The 18,618-nt window shown below is 55.7% G+C and carries 16 protein-coding genes; 13 read left to right on the top strand and 3 right to left on the bottom strand.

All coding sequences use genetic code 11. The features are described 5' to 3' along the window. Window positions 1-47: 47 nt before the first annotated feature. The 3 genes from dapC to map form a co-directional block, all read right to left on the bottom strand. Window positions 48-1,220 (bottom strand): succinyldiaminopimelate transaminase, encoded by a 1,173-nt coding sequence (gene dapC, locus ACJJIF_RS08715; protein ID WP_444931830.1) that lies wholly within the window; start codon window positions 1,218-1,220, stop codon window positions 48-50. Window positions 1,221-1,250: 30 nt separating this feature from the next. Continuing rightward, window positions 1,251-3,956, bottom strand: coding sequence for a [protein-PII] uridylyltransferase (locus ACJJIF_RS08710; RefSeq protein ID WP_444931829.1), 2,706 nt, complete (start codon window positions 3,954-3,956; stop codon window positions 1,251-1,253). Between the two features lie 122 nt (window positions 3,957-4,078). Further along, window positions 4,079-4,849: a type I methionyl aminopeptidase gene (gene map, locus ACJJIF_RS08705; RefSeq protein ID WP_444931828.1), complete on the bottom strand. Its 771-nt coding sequence runs from the start codon at window positions 4,847-4,849 to the stop codon at window positions 4,079-4,081. A gap of 323 nt (window positions 4,850-5,172) precedes the next feature. Between map and rpsB the strand changes: the two genes are divergently transcribed. From rpsB to lpxA, 13 genes are all read left to right on the top strand, one after another. Further along, window positions 5,173-5,919 (top strand): 30S ribosomal protein S2, encoded by a 747-nt coding sequence (rpsB, locus tag ACJJIF_RS08700; protein WP_444931827.1) that lies wholly within the window; start codon window positions 5,173-5,175, stop codon window positions 5,917-5,919. Between the two features lie 114 nt (window positions 5,920-6,033). Continuing rightward, window positions 6,034-6,897, top strand: a complete 864-nt coding sequence (gene tsf, locus ACJJIF_RS08695) for a translation elongation factor Ts (RefSeq protein WP_444931826.1) — start codon at window positions 6,034-6,036, stop codon at window positions 6,895-6,897. A gap of 161 nt (window positions 6,898-7,058) precedes the next feature. Then, window positions 7,059-7,796 (top strand): UMP kinase, encoded by a 738-nt coding sequence (gene pyrH, locus ACJJIF_RS08690; protein ID WP_444931825.1) that lies wholly within the window; start codon window positions 7,059-7,061, stop codon window positions 7,794-7,796. Continuing rightward, a complete protein-coding gene (frr, locus tag ACJJIF_RS08685; RefSeq protein ID WP_444931824.1) occupies window positions 7,793-8,350 on the top strand; it encodes a ribosome recycling factor in 558 nt (185 codons plus the stop codon). Before pyrH ends, frr begins: the two co-directional genes overlap by 4 nt. After that, the gene (uppS, locus tag ACJJIF_RS08680) at window positions 8,350-9,105 is read left to right on the top strand and encodes a polyprenyl diphosphate synthase (RefSeq protein WP_444931823.1); all 756 of its coding nucleotides are present in this window, start codon (window positions 8,350-8,352) and stop codon (window positions 9,103-9,105) included. The genes frr and uppS overlap by 1 nt, the downstream gene beginning before the upstream one ends. 122 nt (window positions 9,106-9,227) lie before the next feature. Continuing rightward, window positions 9,228-10,073, top strand: coding sequence for a phosphatidate cytidylyltransferase (locus tag ACJJIF_RS08675; protein WP_444931822.1), 846 nt, complete (start codon window positions 9,228-9,230; stop codon window positions 10,071-10,073). A 111-nt stretch (window positions 10,074-10,184) separates the two neighbouring features. Then, window positions 10,185-11,369, top strand: a complete 1,185-nt coding sequence (gene ispC / locus ACJJIF_RS08670; protein ID WP_444931821.1) for a 1-deoxy-D-xylulose-5-phosphate reductoisomerase — start codon at window positions 10,185-10,187, stop codon at window positions 11,367-11,369. Window positions 11,370-11,429: 60 nt separating this feature from the next. Next, the gene (rseP, locus tag ACJJIF_RS08665; protein ID WP_444931820.1) at window positions 11,430-12,785 is read left to right on the top strand and encodes an RIP metalloprotease RseP; all 1,356 of its coding nucleotides are present in this window, start codon (window positions 11,430-11,432) and stop codon (window positions 12,783-12,785) included. 117 nt (window positions 12,786-12,902) lie between these two features. Further along, window positions 12,903-15,503 carry an outer membrane protein assembly factor BamA gene (gene bamA / locus ACJJIF_RS08660; RefSeq protein WP_444931819.1) on the top strand — a complete coding sequence of 867 codons (2,601 nt, stop codon included), beginning with the start codon at window positions 12,903-12,905 and terminating at the stop codon, window positions 15,501-15,503. Between the two features lie 68 nt (window positions 15,504-15,571). Continuing rightward, a complete protein-coding gene (locus ACJJIF_RS08655; protein ID WP_444931818.1) occupies window positions 15,572-16,087 on the top strand; it encodes an OmpH/Skp family outer membrane protein in 516 nt (171 codons plus the stop codon). 14 nt (window positions 16,088-16,101) lie between these two features. Further along, entirely contained in the window at window positions 16,102-17,163 is a 1,062-nt protein-coding gene (gene lpxD, locus ACJJIF_RS08650) for a UDP-3-O-(3-hydroxymyristoyl)glucosamine N-acyltransferase (RefSeq protein WP_444931817.1), read from the top strand. Window positions 17,164-17,241: 78 nt separating this feature from the next. After that, entirely contained in the window at window positions 17,242-17,682 is a 441-nt protein-coding gene (gene fabZ, locus ACJJIF_RS08645) for a 3-hydroxyacyl-ACP dehydratase FabZ (RefSeq protein WP_444931816.1), read from the top strand. A 106-nt stretch (window positions 17,683-17,788) separates the two neighbouring features. Further along, window positions 17,789-18,568, top strand: a complete 780-nt coding sequence (lpxA, locus tag ACJJIF_RS08640; RefSeq protein ID WP_444931815.1) for an acyl-ACP--UDP-N-acetylglucosamine O-acyltransferase — start codon at window positions 17,789-17,791, stop codon at window positions 18,566-18,568. The last annotated feature ends 50 nt before the right edge of the window (window positions 18,569-18,618 follow it).

Genomic DNA, 18,618 nt, shown 5'->3' with positions numbered 1-18,618 from the left:
CGCTGGTTGTTTCGAGTTGTTAGCTCTTCTCGAAGAGTGAGTTTGTCTTAGCTGCAAAATGCCTTTATGCGGTGCGCGGCGTCGATGCACTCTTGCAGTGTCGCTACCAGTGCCAAGCGCACATACTCGCGGCCGGGGTTTCGGCCGGCGCTATCGCGCGCGAGAAAGGCGCCGGGTAGTACCGTGATATTTTGCGCCTCATAGAGTTCCCTGGCAAAGCGTTCACCGTCACCGACATTGGGCCACAAATAAAAACTTGCCTGTGGCTGCTCAACGTCGAGGCAGCCATCGAGAATTTCGAGAACTGAGGAAAATTTTTCGCTGTAGAGTGCGCGATTTTGGCGCACATGTTCCTCGTCCTGCCAGGCTGCGATGGAGGCGTACTGGTTGGGCAGCGGCATGGCACAGCCGTGGTAGGTGCGGTAGAGCAAAAATTTTTGTAGCAGCTCGGCGTCTCCGGCGACAAAGCCCGAACGCAATCCGGGCAGGTTGGAGCGCTTGGATAAACTGTGGAATACCACACAGCGGTGAAAGTCCGTTCGCCCCATCGCCTCGCAGGCCTGCAACAGGCCCGCCGGTGGCGATGACTCATCGAAGTACAGCTCCGAATAACACTCATCGGAAGCGATGGTGAAATTGTAGCGATCCGCTTTCTCTATCAGCTGTTTGAAATCTTCAATGTCGAGGAGGGCACCGGTGGGGTTGCCGGGGGAGCACAGGTACAGCAATTCGCACTGCTGCCACACGGATTCCGGCACCGAGGCGAAGTCCGCTTTGAATTGGTTTTCCGCCACACAGTTAATAAAGTGCGGCTGCGCTCCGGCGAGCAGGGCGGCGCCCTCGTAGATTTGGTAAAAGGGGTTGGGCATCAGGACTTTGCTGCCGGCGGCAACGCTCGCCTGGGCGAAGGCAAAAAGCGCTTCCCGGGTTCCGTTGACCGGTAGCACCTGGCTGTCGGCACTCACATTGGAGAGCTGAAAGCGCCGGCACAGCCAGTCGGCGATCGCCTGCCGCAGGGGTTCGATACCTTTGGTCAATGGGTAGGCGGCGAGCTTGTCCAGGTGTCGAACGAGCTCGGTGCGGACAAATTCTGGCGGTGCGTGTTTGGGCTCGCCGATCGATAGCGCAATATGCGGCTTGTCCGCCGCTTGGAGGCCCTCTTTCAGGGCTTGCAGCTTGGTGAATGGATAGGGCTGCAATTGTTCCAGATGTGGATTCATGGTCGTGAGCGGGCCTCGGGTGTTTTCCGGTTAGGCGTCTTGGTTGTTCAATTCCGCACAGATGGCTTTTTCCAGTGCGCGGTTGGCCTCGATATCCTTAAGCGGTGAGCCCTCGGCATCGGTAATATGAAAAATATCTTCAACCCGTTCGCCGAGTGTCGAAATTTTTGCATTGTGCAGGCGCAGATCGTGAGCGATAAAAATTCGCGCGATGCGGGCCAGCAAGCCGGGTCTGTCGGCACTGGTGATTTCCAGGGTGCTGTAGTGATCGCCGGGTTCGGTGGACAGGTGGGCCTGGCTCTTTAACTCAAACATTTTCAGGCGGCGGGGTGTGCGCCGCTGAATAATTTTTGAGTAGTCCTCAACCAGGGCCAACTCCTGTTGTAGGGTATCGCGAATCTGCGCCAGGCGCTGGGGTTCATCCAGGAGCGGTTGACCCGCCTCGTCCAGCACATAGAAGGTATCCAGGGTATAGCCGGAGGCCGAGCTGTACAGGCGCGCATCGTGAATGTTCAGGTTGAGCATATCCAGGCCGGTCACCGCAGCGGCAAATACGTTGGCTCTATCCGGGGTGTAGACAAAAACCTGGGTGGCGCCATCGTGCTCGCCGGGGCCCGAGTTGCGGGTTAAAACCAGGGTGTCTTTTTGGCTAGTGTCCGGGCTGCTGTGCAGTTCGTGGATAGCCGAAGTGTGCCAGGTGATATTGTCTGCGGTCTCGCGAACAAAATAGTCCTCCCCCATCTGCGCCCAGATATTTTCCACTGAGGCCTGTGGGAGTCCCATAGCGGTCAGTTTTTCCATTGCCTGGCAGCGGGTCTCTTCGATAATTTCTTCCCGGTCGATAGGGTTTTCCAGGCCCCGGCGCAGGGCGTGGCGGGTGGCCTGATAGAGTTGGCGCATCAAGCTCGCCCGCCAGCTGTTCCAGAGTTCCGGATTGGTGGCATTGATATCGGCGACAGTGAGGGCGTACAGGTAGTCGAGGTGCTCCCGGTCGCCCATTTCGCGGGCGAAGGCGTGTACCACTTCGGGATCACTGATGTCCTGCTTTTGCGATACCTGACTCATCAGCAGATGCTTTTCCACCAGCCAGCAAACCAGTCGCCGGTCGCGGGCGGGCAGTTGGTGGCGCTGGCAGAATTCCGCCGCATCTACAACGCCCAGCTTGGAGTGGTCGCCGCCGCGCCCCTTGGCGATATCGTGGTAGAGGCCGGCGATATACAGCAGTTCCGGCTGGCGCAGGCGATCGAGGATTTCCGCCGCGATGGGGAATTTCTCCCGCGCCTCGGGACTCCGGAAGCTGCGCATATTGCGCACAACTTGCAGGGTGTGCGCATCCACGGTGTAGATGTGGAACAGGTCGTGTTGCATCTGTCCGGTTACCCGGCCAAATTCCGGTAGGTATCGCCCGAGAATACGGTAGCGGGTCATGCGCGACAGCTGTGTCGACAAGCCTCGCGGCGAGCGCAGCAGCTGCATAAACAGCTGGGTGTTTTTCGGATCTGTGCGGAACTGGTCGTCGATCAGGTGTCGGTGCTCGCGAATCAGGCGGATAGTGGAGGCTCGCACTCCGCTAATCTCCGGATTGTTGGCCATCAGCACGAAGATCTCCAGCAGGGCCGAGGGCTCCCGGTTAAATACCTGCGGGTAGGCGACCTCAATATTGCCGTCGCGCAGTTGGAATCGCTCGTTTAAGGGGATGACCAGCTGACTGCCCTTGCGCTGAAGAATGGCTTCGCCGAGGTATTGAAGTAGCACATCGTTCAATTCCTGTAGCGCCATCACAATGCGATAGTAGTTGTGCATAAACTGCTCAACGGCGAGCTGGGTGTCGCTATCCACATAGCCGAATTGCTTGGCCAGCTCTCTCTGGTAGTCGAATAGCAACCGCTCTTCCGCACGGCCGGCGAGCAAGTGCAGGCCGTAGCGCACCCGCCAGAGAAAGGTCTCCCCGGACTGCAAAATGGCGAACTCCTCCTCGGTAAAAAATGCCTTGCCCTGTAGTTGCTTCAGGGTGCGCACCTGGAAAAAATATTTGGCCACCCAGGCGATTGTCTGGATATCCCGCAGGCCCCCGGGGGAGTTTTTAATATTGGGTTCGAGAATATATTCGGCGGCCTGCTGGTTGCTGTGCCGCTTTCTCTGCTCGGCGAGCTTGGCTTTGAAGAATTCTTCGGTGGGCCAGAGCCTCTTGTGCTCCACTTGCGCGGCCAGCTGCTCACCCACGGCACTGTCACCGACAACTGTGCGGGATTCGGTGAGGTTGGTGGCGACGGTGATATCGGTTGCTGCCAGCTCCAGGCACTCCTGGATATTTCGCACCGAGTGACCGATATCGAGTCCCAGGTCCCACAAAAAGGCCACCAGGCGCTCAATATTGTCGATGGTCTCCGCAGCTGGGTGCTCACAGGAGAGGATCAGCAAATCGATATCGGAGTGGGGGTGCAGTTCGCCGCGCCCGTAGCCACCCACAGCGAGAAGCCCTATGCCCTCAGCCCATTCGAACTGGTGCCAGGCGTAGTGCAGAAGGCAGTCCACAAATAGGGCGCGCTCGTGCACCAGGGTGACGACGTCCTCCCCCTCGCGAAAACGCTCTGCCAGTTGCCGCTCGGCTGCGCCGACAGCATCTTTAAATATTTCCAGCGTGGGCTTGTCACCGGAGCTTAAATCCCGGCGAAAACGGGATTGGTCAAAGAAAAACAGGGGGCGTTCGAAGTAGGGGGGGCTTGCCGGCTGCATGGTAAGTCCGTTTGGCTCTTGGGCTGCCGCAAGTGGAGAGCGGCTTGAGTTCAGTTTGCGGGGAGTTGTCGCAGCGGCGCCGCGAGTGAGTTGTGAGTCTCTCGCGGCGCCACCGGTGCGGCTTAGAAGCTCTCTTCGCCGCGCGCGGTGAGTACTTCTACCCCGTTGCTGGTTACCACCATGGTGTGCTCCCACTGGGCGGAGAGGCGGCGGTCCTTGGTTACCGCAGTCCAGCCGTCACCCAGTACCCGCGTGCCCGCTTTGCCCGCGTTAATCATCGGCTCAATGGTGAAGGTCATGCCCTCTTTGAGTACTTCCCCGGTGCCGGGTTGACCGTAGTGAAGAATTTGCGGGTCTTCGTGGAAGACGTCGCCGATGCCGTGCCCGCAGAAGTCGCGAACGACTGAATAGTAGTTTTTCTCGGCGTGCTGTTGGATGACGTGGCCAATATCGCCGAGGGTAGTGCCGGGGCGAACAATCTCGATGGCTTTGTACATGCACTCCTGGGTGATTTTCACCAGGCGCTCGGCGTGAGCGGCGGGCTTGCCGACAAAAAACATCTTGCTGGTGTCACCGTACCAGCCATCTTTGATAACGGTTACATCGATATTGATGATGTCGCCCTTCTTGAGAATTTTGCTCTCGGAGGGGATGCCGTGGCAGACCACTTCGTTGACGGAAGTGCAGATAGATTTTGGAAAGCCGCGATAGCCGAGGCAGGCCGGGATCGCTTTTTGTACCTTCACGATATGTTCGTGGCAGCGTCTATCCAGTTCTTCAGTGGTGACTCCTGGAACGACATACTCGCCAATCATTTCCAGCACCTCTGCGGCCAGGCGGCCAGCGGTGCGCATCTTGGCGATTTGTTCTGGGGTCTTAATGGCTGAGGTCATGCGTATCCTTTGTTTCTGGGTTGGGGCGGGTAGCGCCCAAGAGGCGGGCTATTGTAGCGGATTGCTGGCTGTAGGACACATTTTGCCGCTATTGGCGCAGGGATGATCCAGGCGTCTCGGGAATGCGGTGTCGGCGTGACCCTTTGCGCGAAATTGGTGTCACGCCTTCACTAAGGGGGCCGATTGTGGTATAAAGCGCGCCGCCTGGGGGTGCTCCCCGGGTGAGTAAAAGCCGCACACGCATCGACACATGTGTCTGGGTGCCCTCAAGGGTTGACGCATGGGATACGTGGAGGACTAACCCGTATAGATAGAGGTTTATTATGCCGCAAGTAAGTATGCGCGATATGCTGCAGGCTGGTGTTCACTTTGGTCACCAGACCCGCTACTGGAACCCGAAGATGGGTCAATTCATCTTTGGTGCCCGCAACAAGATTCACATCATCAACCTTGAGCACACTGTACCGGCTTTCAACGAAGCCCTGCAGATCATCAAGGGTATGACTGCTCAGAAGAAAAAGATTATGTTTGTTGGCACCAAGCGTGCCGCTCAGAAATCTATCAAAGAGCAGGCAGAGCGTTGTGGCCAGCCTTACGTCAGCAACCGCTGGCTGGGTGGTATGCTCACCAACTACAAAACCATCCGCGCTTCTATCAAGCGTTTCCGTGAGCTGGAAGCCCAGTCTCAGGACGGTACTTTCGAGAAGCTGACCAAGAAAGAAGCTCTGATGCGTACCCGTGCTATGGACAAGCTCGAGCGCTCCATCGGTGGTATTAAGGATATGGGTGGCCTGCCTGACGCGATCTTCGTAATCGACGTTGAGCACGAGCGCATCGCTATCCAGGAAGCTAACAAGCTGGGTATTCCCGTAATCGGTGTTGTCGACACTAACAGCGATCCCGCTGGTGTTGATTACGTGATCCCCGGTAACGACGACGCTATCCGCGCAATCAAGCTGTACACCACCGCTGTAGCCGACGCAGTACTTGCCGGCGCCGCAGAAGCTGGTAACAGCGTTGCGAAGGACGAGTACGTCGAAGCTAGCGATGACGAAGCTGCTGCAGAGTAATTTGCAGGGCTAAGTGGTGTAACACGCTTGTTTTACACTGCGAACTCAAAAAGGGGCCCGAATTACGGCCCCTTTTTTCTAATTTTTTAGTGACAGAACCCCGAGGATTGAATCATGGCGATTACCGCGTCTATGGTAAAAGAACTGCGCGAGCGCACCGGCCTGCCGATGATGGAGTGTAAGAAGGCTCTGACCGCTGCCGATGGCGATATCGAAAAGGCGATCGAAGACCTGCGCAAAGCCTCCGGCCTGAAGGCCGCTAAAAAAGCTGGCCGTACCGCTGCTGACGGCGTTGTTGCCGCTAAAGTTGCAGAAGACGGCACCTACGGCGTACTGGTTGAAGTGAACTCCGAGACCGACTTCGTTGCCCGCGATGAAAACTTCCAGGCGTTTGTTGCCAAGGTTGTAGAGAAGGCATTTGCCGATCGCCAGCAAGACGTTGCCGCGCTGATGGAAGGCGAGCTGGAAAATGCTCGTGAAGCTCTGGTACAGAAAATCGGTGAGAACATCGGCGTGCGTCGAATCGAGCTGGTTGAAGCGCCGGTAGTTGGCGCTTACGTTCACTCCAACAACCGCATCGCTGCCCTGGTAGCTCTGAGCGGTGGCGAGATCGAGCTGGCTAAAGATGTTGCTATGCACGTGACTGCGGTTAACCCGCAGGTGAACAAGCCGGAAGATATGCCTGCTGACGTCCTGGAAAAAGAAAAGGACATCATCAAGGCTCAGCCGGATATGGAAGGCAAGCCGGCTGAAATCGTAGAGAAAATGATGGGCGGCCGTATCAAGAAGTTCCTGAAAGAGAACAGCTTGGTAGAGCAGCCTTTCGTTAAGAACCCGGATGTAAGCATCGGCAAGCTGGTTAAAGACGCCGGTGCCGATGTGGTTTCCTTTGTTCGCTACGAAGTGGGTGAAGGTATCGAGAAGGAAGAGGTGGACTTCGCAGCGGAAGTTGCGGCCCAGGTTAAGTCCTCTTCTTAATCGCACACTATTGGGTGCCCTCGGGTACTCATTCGCAGGGGGTGCTTCCACTGGGGTTTTTTGCCCACAGTGGGGCGCCCCTCTGTGTAAATGACTGAAATTGTTGTAATGTTCAGCGGCAAGGCCTGGCCACTAACAGGTACATTGAAGGGGACTAACGAATGCCCGGTATTAAAGACCGCAAATATAAGAGAATTTTGTTAAAGCTCAGCGGCGAAGAGCTGATGGGTGATCAGGGTTTCGGTATCAGTCCCAAGGTGCTGGACAAAATGGCCCTGGAGATCGGACAGTTGGTCGGTATCGGCGTCCAGGTGGGCCTGGTTGTTGGCGGTGGCAACCTGTTCCGCGGGGCCGCGCTGAGCGCTGCGGGTCTCGATCGCGTGACTGGCGACCACATGGGAATGCTCGCCACGGTAATGAATGCCCTGGCACTGCGCGACGCCCTGGAGAGATCTGATATCTCCTCGAGAGTGATGTCCTCGATTCAAATGAGCGGCATTGTCGATCACTACGATCGCCGTGCGGCCATTCGCTACCTAGAGCGTGGCGAAGTTTTGATCTTTGCTGCCGGCACCGGCAACCCGTTCTTTACCACCGACTCCGCAGCCTGTTTGCGCGGTATCGAAATTGAGGCCGAGCTGGTCTTGAAGGCCACCAAGGTTGATGGCGTCTACTCTGCCGATCCCAAGCTCGACCCGACAGCAACTCGCTACGACCAGTTGACTTACGATGAGGTTCTCGACAAGAAGCTCGGCGTGATGGATTTGACCGCTATCTGCCTGTGTCGCGAGCACAATATGCCGGTGCGCGTATTCCGTATGGATAAGAGTGGCGCGCTGCTGAATATTGTGGTCGGCGGCGAGGAAGGCACCTTAATTGAAGAGGAAGTGAAATCGTGATTGAAGATATAAAAACAGACGCGAAAACCCGTATGGGCAAAGCGCTCGACGCCCTGGCTGGAAATTTCAACAAGATTCGCACCGGCCGTGCCCACCCGAGTATTCTCGATGGTATTCAGGTTTCCTATTACGGCTCTGATACCCCGCTGTCCCAGGTGGCCAATGTGACTGTTGAGGATGCGCGCACCCTCTCCGTAACTCCCTGGGAGAAAAACCTGGTTCCCGATATCGAAAAGGCCATTATGAAGTCCGATCTGGGCCTCAATCCCAGCACGGCCGGTGCGGTTATTCGCATCCCGATGCCGATGCTGACTGAAGAGACCCGCAAGACCTTTATTCGCCAGGCCAGGGGTGAGGCGGAGACCGCGCGAGTTTCCATCCGCAATATTCGCCGCGATGCGCTGGCGGATGTGAAGTCACTGGTCAAGGACAAGGAAATTTCTGAGGATGATGAGCGCCGCGCTGGTGACGACATCCAGAAAATTACCGACCAGTTTGTCGCTGATGTGGACAAAGCACTGGCAGCGAAAGAAAAAGACCTGATGGAAATTTAATGAGCATCGGTGGTACCGAGCTAAATGCTCCAGGCCCGCGCCACATCGCCATTATTATGGATGGCAATGGGCGCTGGGCCGCCCGCAAGGGCCTCCCCCCTTCAGCCGGCCACAAGGCCGGTGTCGAGCGTATCCGCGAGTTGCTTTCAGCCTGTAAAGCTCGCGGAGTAGAAGCGCTCACCCTGTTTGCCTTCTCCAGCGAAAATTGGCAGCGGCCCCCGAAGGAGGTCGAGCTGCTGATGAGCCTGTTTAATTCCTACTTGCGCAAAGAGGCCCGACGGATGCGGGAGGAGGGCGTGCGCCTGAGAGTGATTGGTCGGCGGGACCGCTTCTCGCCGCGTCTACAGCGCGCCATTGCCGAAGCGGAAGAGATCACTCGGGCGGGGACCGAGGGGGACTTAATTATTGCCGCCGACTACGGCGGGCGCTGGGATATTGCCCAGGCGGCGCGCAAGTTGGCGCAAGAGGTCGCCGAGGGCACACGCGATCCGGATTCAATTACAGAGGATGCGCTCGGCGAATATATGCAGCTCGAAGATCTGCCCCCGGTCGATCTTCTGATTCGCTCCAGTGGCGAGCAGCGTATCAGCAACTTTATCCTGTGGCAGGCCGCTTACAGCGAGTTCTATTTTACTGATACGCTCTGGCCGGATTTTGACGAGGCCGCCCTGGATAAAGCGATTGCGGCATTTGGGGTGCGCGATCGCCGCTTTGGTGGTCGCACCGAGGGGGATGACGCGATCGCCCAGGCGTGATTCGGGCGGGCCCGCAATACCGGGTTTGCCGTATAAATTGATTGGAAATCTTTGCCGACATGCTCTCGGTCTGTGCAGTGTATCCAGACGGGGCGGTCAAGCTACTTACAAAGGGGTTTGCGGTGCTAAAACAAAGAATAATGACTGCTGTGGTGCTATTGGCACTGTTTGTGGGGGTCTTGTTTTCGCTTCCAATGCAGTGGTTTTCGCTGGTATTTGTCGGGGTGATCCTGCTGGGGGGCTGGGAGTGGGCCAATCTCTCAAATCTGAACCGGGCCCTGCGCTTTGTTTTCCTGGGTGCATTGGGTCTCTCCCTGATGGCTACCGCCCAGTACGTCTTTTCTATGAATTTTGATGCCCCGGATATCGATCGCGGTCGCCAGATTTTGGCGGTGGCCTGTGGTTGGTGGGCGCTCGCTTTTTTGTGGGTGCAGAGCTATCCGTCGAGTGCCGTGCTCTGGGGCAACCGCTGGGTGCGGGGCCTGATTGGCCTTGTGGTGCTGGTGCCGACCTGGCTGTCGCTGGTGGTTTTGCGCGGTTTGGATCACGGCCCCTGGCTGGTTCTCTATGTGGTGGCGATCGTTGCGGCGGCGGATGTGGGGGCCTACTTTGTCGGGCGCAAGTTCGGCAAGCGCAAGTTGGCTCGTGAGGTCAGTCCCGGCAAGTCCTGGGAGGGCTTTTTTGGCGGCCTGGGGGCCTGTCTAATCCTGGCTCTGGGCACGTGCTTCCTGTTTGAGCTACCGCTAAAAAACACTATCTTGTTTACCTTTGGGGTTTTGGTAACGGCTCTGGCCTCGGTCATCGGCGACTTGGTGGAGAGTATGTTCAAGCGGCATCGCGGCATTAAAGACAGCAGCCATATGTTGCCCGGCCACGGCGGTCTCCTCGACCGGATAGATAGTCTTTCCGCTGCCCTCCCAGTTTTCACCATGGCCGCACTGGCCAGCGAGCTGCCGAAATATCTATAGCCGGCGTTTCTATCGCCAACTCCCTGAGTTTCATTCGAAAGTGCCCGGCGAGTCCCGGGCATACAATTGTTGGGGGCCTTAGCGGTGCCCCCAGAGGTACGATAAGGGCTTATGCAAGTTACACCCCAGCAAAATATCACTGTCCTTGGCTCCACGGGCTCAATCGGTGTCAGTACCCTGGATGTGCTGGCGCGACATCCGGAAAAATATTCTATTTTTGCCCTGACTGCCCGCGAGCGCGTTGCCGAGCTCGCCCAGCAGTGCCGGCGATTCAACCCTCAATTTGCGGTTGTCGTAGATGAGGTGCGCGCTGAGGAGTTGCGCCAGTCGCTCGTTGGGGAGGTGGATACGCAGGTGTTGAGTGGGGTGGAGGGCTTGTGTCGCGTGGCCTCCGATGCTCAAGTTGACACTGTAATGGCGGCAATTGTGGGGGCGGCGGGGTTGCGCCCAACACTGGCGGCGGTAGATGCCGGCAAGAAGGTGTTGCTCGCCAATAAAGAGTCCCTGGTTATGGCGGGACCTATATTTCAGAGGGCGCTGAGTGAGAGCGGCGCGCAGTTGCTGCCAATCGATAGTGAGCACAATGCGATTTTTCAGTGCCTGCCATTTCCGTGTGAAAGTCTCGATCGGGCTGGGGTAGAGAAAATACTGCTCACGGGTTCGGGCGGTCCCTTCCGCACGCGGGCGGCGAGCGAACTGGTCGCCGTCACGCCGGATGAGGCCTGTGCGCACCCGAACTGGTCGATGGGGCGGAAGATTTCTGTCGATTCCGCCACAATGATGAATAAAGGGCTCGAATTTATCGAAGCGTGCTATTTGTTTAATGCGCGTCCCGAGCAGATTGAGATTGTGGTGCACCCGCAGAGTATTATTCACTCGATGGTGCAGTATCGGGATGGCTCGCTGCTGGCACAAATGGGCAATCCGGATATGCGCACGCCGATTGCCCATGCTCTGGCATTTCCCCAGCGTATTGATGCGGGTGTAGCGGCGCTGGATCTGATCGCCCAGGGGCGGCTGGATTTTGAAGCCCCGGATTTCAACCGTTTTCCCTGCTTGCGTTTGGCGCGAGAGGCGGTGGATGAGGGAAAGAGTGCTCCAACAGTACTAAATGCAGCGAATGAAATTGCCGTAGAGGCTTTCCTTGAGGGGCGCTTGGCGTTTACCGATATTGCCGTCGTTATAGAAAAAGTGATGAATAGTGCCCCGACGGTTGAACTGTCGGGACTCGAGGCAGTCGAAGCCATTGATCTCACTGCGCGAGAACTGGCCAAGCAGGCGCTTGCCGCCCTATAAACTTATTGCCCGGCGTATAATGGCCGTTAAATTGCGTATGACAAGAAGTTGTAGCTGAGTATGGATCTAATTCAGACAGTAATCTGGGCCTTGGTGGCTCTCGGTGTGCTGGTGTCTTTCCACGAGTTTGGGCACTTTCTTGTGGCGCGCCTGTGTGGTGTCAAGGTGCTGCGCTTTTCTGTGGGGTTTGGTCGCCGGCTGATCTCCCGCTACGATCGCCACGGTACAGAATTCACCATTTCAGCAATTCCCCTGGGCGGCTATGTCAAGATGCTCGACGAGCGCGAGGGTCCCGTGGCTGCCGAAGAACAGGATCGGGCACTCAATAGTAAGAGTGTCTGGGCGCGGATGGCGATTGTCGCCGCCGGTCCCGCCGCCAATTTTCTTTTGGCTATCGTCTTTTTCTGGGCAGTGTTCCTCGGCGGTACAGCGGGCCCGGTGCCTATTGTGAAATCTGTTACACCCGAGAGCATCGCCGCAGCGGCGGGACTTGAACCGGGGCAGGAAATTGTGGCGGTCGATGGCGAGGCCACGCCTACCTGGCAGGCTCTCAACTGGCGTCTCGCAAACCGCCTGGGTGATAGTGGCACTATAGAATTTTCTGTACGCTACCCGGATTCCAACCTCGAATATCATATGGTGGCGGATATCAACCGCTGGCTGGCGGGCCGCGAAGTTCCCGATCCGCTGGGCGAGATCGGTCTACAGCTGTGGACGCCGCCGGTGAGTATGACCCTTTACCGCGTGGTTGAAGGGAGTCCGGCCGCTGCGGCGGGCCTCAAGGCCGGGGACAAGATTGTCTCCACCGATGGCCGTGAATTTTCATCGTTCCAGGGGTGGAGCGAGTATGTGAGAGCGCGCGCCGGCGTGCCGATGGATATTGCGATTGAGCGCGAAGGCAAAATACTTGAGGTGTCAGTGACACCGGCAGAAGTCAAGCTGGAGAATGGTGAGACTATCGGGCAGGTGGGGGTTCAGCCGCAGTCCGAATCCTGGCCGGAGGACCGGGTTCGCGTCTATCACTACGGGGTAGGCGGCGCTCTGGCAAAGGGGTTGCAGGAGACCTGGGACAAGACGGTTTTTACCCTGAACAGCTTGAAAAAACTACTGCTCGGGCAGCTGTCGACCAAAAACTTGAGCGGCCCAATTACCATTGCTAAAGTGGCGGGCACTTCCGCAGAAGCGGGATGGCAGTCATTCTTGTCACTGCTGGCGTTGCTCAGTATTAGCCTGGGTGTACTTAACCTTTTACCTATACCGGTACTCGATGGTGGTCACCTTCTTTACTACGGTATTGAGGCGATCAAGGGCTCCCCTGTGTCAGAGCGAGTACAGACAATCGGCTCGCTGGTGGGGATGGTTCTGGTGTTCTGTATGATGGGGCTGGCTCTATATAACGATATTTTGCGTTTATAGTCGGCAAAACGCTATTGTTCCTACTGCACGGAGTGCGAGAGGAAAAGTGTACTGGGGAGTTGGCAGTATTTTTGTTCGAACTCCTCTGTTGCGATAAAAAAGACTCGGAATTAGTAGATGAAACATTTCCTGAAAGCGGCTTCTCTTAGCCTGGCGCTGCCTCTCAGTGCTTTAGCACAATCATTTGTGGTTGATGATATTCGTGTGGAAGGGCTGCAGCGCGTCTCTGCCGGTACCGTATTCTCTGCGCTCCCTGTGCGAGTCGGTGATGAGGTGGAGGCCCTGGAGATTCAGAGCGCTACCCGGGCCCTGTTTCGTACCGGCTACTTTGAGGATATCCAGATCGGCCAGGAAAATGGTGTCCTGGTTATCACTGTGCGCGAGCGCCCTGCAATTTCCAAGATCAATATCACGGGCAACAAGGCGATCGGAACTGAAGACCTGTTAAAGGGGATGAAGGAAAATGGCCTTGCCGAGGGTCAGATTTTTAAGCGCGCGACCCTTGAAGGGCTGGCCCAGGAGCTGCAGCGTCAATACGTTGCTCAGGGCCGCTATGACGCCAGTGTCAAAACAGAGGTCAAAGAGCTGCCGCGCAACCAGGTTGAACTCCGGGTTATTGTTGATGAAGGGTCAGTTGCTGCAATTAAGCACATCAATATTGTTGGCAATGAGGTGTTTTCCGATGAAGAGCTGGGAGATATTTTCGAGCTGCAAACCACCGGCTGGTTGTCCTGGCTGCGCAGTGATGACAAGTATTCCCGTGAAAAGCTGACCGGGGATTTGGAGCGCCTCGAATCCTACTATCTGGATCGCGGCTACCTGGACTTTAAAATTGACTCCACCCAGGTTTCCCTGAGCCCGGATAAAGAGAGTGTTTTTATCACGGTCAATGTGAGTGAGGGCGATGTCTACACCATTAGCGAAGTGGACTTGGCCGGTGATCCGATTATCCCTGAGGAAGAAGTTAAGCGCCTGCTGCTGGTGCGAGAGGGGCAGACTTTTTCCCAGGTGCGCATGACCACCACTTCCGATTACATTACCAAGCGCCTGGGTAATGAGGGCTACACCTTTGCCGAAGTCAACGGTATTCCTGAGCCAAATAAAGAAGAGAAAACGGTAAAAATCACCTTCTTTATCAATCCCGGCAAGCGGGCCTATGTTCGCCGAATCAATTTCCGCGGCAACACTCGCACTACAGATGAAGTGCTGCGCCGCGAGATGCGCCAGATGGAATCCGCTTCAGCTTCCTCGGCGCGTATAGAGCAATCCAAGGTTCGCCTTGAGCGCCTGGGCTACTTTAAGGAAGTTGCCGTAGAGACCACAGAAGTACCGGGTACCTCTGATCAGATTGATGTTGAATACACCGTTGAAGAGCAGCCCTCGGGTTCAATTGGCGGTACTATCGGTTGGGCCCAGAGCAGTGGTTTGGTACTGGGCGCCAATATCCAGGAAAATAACTGGCTGGGTACGGGCAAGTCGGTTGGCATTGGCTTGAATGCCTCAACCTATCAAACCTCGCTGAATTTTTCCTACCTGGACCCCTATTTTACCCCCGATGGGGTGAGCCGCGGTTTTAGTGTTTTCTATACGGAAAATGATTACTCCGAGGTAAACCTGTCCGACTACAACACCACGACTTACGGTGGTGGGGTTAGCTTTGGTTACCCGATGTCGGAAATCTCCCGCGTTGGCCTGAATATTAACTTTAATCACCTGGAGCTATCGGCCTCGAGCTACTCCGTACAGGAGATAGTTACAACCCCACAGGCCGATGAGGGTGCGACTGGCGTTATTACACAAACTAATGCCACTACAGTTTATGACGATTGGGTGGACGGCACAGCGGCAGAAGGCCTGGATATGTCATTAACTGACGATCTGTTTCCCACTGCAGACGGTTTTATCGATCGCTATGGCGATGCATTTAATAGTGTTGGGTTTACGGCTTCCTATGCGCGCTCCACTTTAAATAGGGGCGTTTTGGCAACTCGCGGCGCCTCGCAGAATCTCTCGCTGGAATTCACCCTGCCCGGCAGTGACCTCGAGTACTATAAGCTGATTTATACGGCCCAGTACTTCCGCCCCTTGACTAGAAGTCTGACTTTGCGTTTGCGCACTCGCCTGGGCTACGGCGACGGTTTTGGCGATCTCGACGAGCTGCCGTTCTTTAAGAATTTCTATGCCGGTGGCTTTGGCTCTGTGCGCGGGTTTGAGCGCAATACTTTGGGGCCTCGCTCTACTCCTGCAGTAGGATTGACTCCTTTCTACTATGACTCCGATGGTGATGGTTATGACGATTCATCCACCACGTTTGCTCCCTGCTCAACAGATGGTGAGGAGATAACCTGGTCTTGCTATCTGGTCGATGATGATGGGAATCTGGAGACATATACTTACGATGACGCAGACCCCTTCGGCGGCAATATCCTAATCGAAGGTAGTGCCGAAGTGATTTTCCCACTGCCGTTTATTAAAGATCAGCGCTCACTCCAGTCGGCTTTCTTTATCGATGCGGGTAACGTTTTTGATACCAGCTGTGGTGATACCCAGATCAACTGTTACGATGTGGACTTTGGTAAAATGAACGTTTCTGCGGGTATTGGCTTGACCTGGATTACCGGGTTTGGTCCGCTGACCTTTAGCTTGGCCAAACCGCTGAAGAAAAATGAAGATGACGATGTGGAAGTATTCCAGTTCACTCTGGGCAACAGCTTCTAACCTTGTCAGATAGGGTAAATTAAGCGTATAACAGCGCAATTACAATAAAGTCTATTGGAGAGACCGACGTGCTTAAGAATGTAAAAATTGTTGCAATACTACTCGCAGGTATGACCTTGTCCGGCGCAGCGCTGGCACAGACCAAGGTTGCGGTGCTGAATATACAGGCTGCGATCATGAGCACCGACGCCGCCAAGACCAAGGTAAATTCGCTGAAAACCAGCTCTGAATACTCCAAACTGCAAAGCAGCGCCGAATCTATTCGAGCGGAGCTGCAAAAGATGGCGGAAGACGCGCAGAAAAATAGCGTGACCTGGTCGGATGAGCAGAAGAGCGAATACCAGCGCAAAATGAACTTCCAGCGCTCAGATTTTGAGACCACTGCGAAGAAACTGCGCGCTATGGAGGCCCAGGTTGGGCAGGAAATCCAGTCGGCGATGGCTCCCAAGGCCAGAGATGCTCTGGACGCACTGATTAAGGAGCAGAAGCTCGACGTGGTACTGGATTCCAACACCGCCTACTATGTAAGCCCCAGTGTCGACCTGACCAAGACGCTTATTGATCGCATGAACGCGGCCAAATAAGTCGATAGCCCTATATGAAAGAGCGTTTTTCCCTTGCCCAGTTGGCGCAAGAGTTGGGTGCCGAGCTGCGCTTGGCACCCGGTTCAGACCCGGATCGAGAAATCCTGGGGTTAAATACCTTGCAGGATGCGGGGGCTGAGCAGCTGGCCTTCCTCGCCAGCCCCAATTATCGACGCTTCCTGAAAACGACCGGTGCCGGTGCGGTACTGGTTGCGGAGGAGTTTGTAGATGAGTGTCCGGTAGCCGCTCTGTGTGTTGCCGACCCCTATCTGGCCTTTGCCCGCGCAACGGCCCTGTTCGATACCACCCCCGAGGCACCTGCCGGCATCCATCCCGCCGCCGTGGTTCACCCCGAGGCCGAGATTGGTGCCGGCGCCAGCGTCGGCCCCGGCGCCGTGGTTGAGGCCCATGCAAAGCTGGAGCCCGGTGCGATTGTGGGAGCCAATTGCTTTGTGGGGGAGAGTAGCCTGATCGGTGCAGGTGCACGCCTGTATGCCGGCGTGGTTGTCCACCACGGCTGTTCAGTAGGAGCGCGAAGCATTATCCACAGCCAAACGGTTATTGGTGCCGATGGTTTTGGCTTTGCACCGAACAAAGGCGACTGGGTGAAAATCCATCAGCTCGGCGGGGTGCGGATTGGCGAAGATGTGGAAATTGGAGCCAATACCTGTGTGGACCGCGGGGCGTTGGGCGATACGATTATTGGGCGGGGAGTCAAGATCGACAATCTGGTTCAAATCGCGCACAATGTGAAGATTGGTGACTACACGGCCATTGCCGGTAGTGCCGTAATTGCCGGTAGTGCCGTGATAGGGAAGCACTGTCTTCTCGGTGGTTGCAGCCGTATTAACGGACATATAACAATTGCAGATGGCTGTCAGGTGACAGGCAACACATTTGTTACTAAGTCGATACCGCATACTGGCAACTATTCGGGGGCGCTATCCTTTGCTGATAGTGCTACCTGGCGTCGCAACGCTGTGCGTTTTGGCCAGCTGGACAAAATGGCGCGCAGACTGAAAGAGATGGAAAAACAGCTTCAGGCGCTGTCCTCAAAAGACGAGGGCGGCGGCTGAGTTTATTGATTAATTAAATTTGGCTTTGTTGTTTTCGGGGCGTTTTACGCCCCGAAGTGGTTTCTGGGGACGTTTGGAATGATGGATGTACGTGAAATTCGCGAGTACCTGCCGCACCGTTATCCTTTTTTATTGGTGGATCGCGTTGTCGAACTCGAGGAAGGAAAGTATATAAAAGGTTATAAAAACATTTCTGCTAATGAAGAAGTGTTTAATGGCCACTTTCCGGAAATGCCTATTTTCCCGGGAGTGATGATTGTTGAGGCCCTGGCCCAGCTTTCGGGAGTCCTCGGGTTTAAGACATTGGGGAAAAAACCGGAAGATGGATACCTGTATCTGTTTGGCGGGGTGGATAAGGCGCGCTTTAAGCGTCAGGTTATCCCGGGTGACCGCCTTGAACTCGAATCTGAAGCGGTATCTGTGCGCAGAAATATCTGGAAATTCGCCTGTAAAGCCAGTGTTGATGGCGAGTTGGCGGCTTCGGTTGAGATCCTGTGTGCGGTTAAAGAGGTCGCATAGCGCGCTAGAGCCCGCTAAATAACCATGGCCTATGGTTTCGCGGGCTGCTTTTATGTTTAGGGTACAGGTTACCCTCTACGATTAATGTCGAGGAGTAGATTCCAGAATGCAGACAAGTATCCACCCTACAGCTATTGTCGACCCTACGGCAGTAATTGGTTCCGGGGTGAGTATCGGTGCTTACACCATTATTGAAGCCGGTGTGGAGATAGGTGATGGCTGTGATATTGCCTCCCACGTCGTACTCAGCGGACCGACCAAGCTGGGAAAGAATAATCGTATCTACCAGTTTGCCTCTGTAGGGCAGGACACCCCGGACAAAAAATATCGCGGCGAGGAGACAACCCTCGTTATAGGCGACAATAACGTGATTCGCGAGGGGGTTACTATCCATCGCGGTACGGTTCAGGACCGGGGCGAGACTACGATCGGCAACGACAACCTGATTATGGCTTATGCCCATATCGGCCACGATAGTGTTGTTGGCAATCACACGATTCTGGTGAATAACTGTGGCCTGGCCGGTCACGTTATTGTGAAAGACTGGGCGATCCTGAGTGGCTACAGTCTGGTTCACCAGAACTGCACAGTGGGAGAGCACGCTTTCCTGGGCATGGGTGCTGCAATTGGCAAAGATGTGCCCGCCTATGTCATGGTTGCCGGAAACCCGGCCGAGGCGAAGACGATCAATGCGGAAGGACTGCGCCGACGGGGTTTCTCACGGGAAGATATTGCCCTGATCAACAAAGCCTACAAGACCGTTTATCGTCGCGGTCTCACTACGCAAGAGGCGCTACAGGCCCTGACTGAGTTGCGCGAACAGTCTCCCGTCATTCAGCCGTGGATAGACTCTTTGCAGTCTGCTACTCGCGGCATTGTCCGCTAGTTCACTTCTTTGTGGGGCCGCGCCGTGCGGCTCCAATTGCAATTTATGCA

Source organism: Microbulbifer regidiadema (SeqCode), assembly GCF_052467605.1.
The sequence above is the reverse complement of the archived record's forward strand: the minus strand, read 5'-3'. Positions and strand labels throughout refer to the sequence as shown.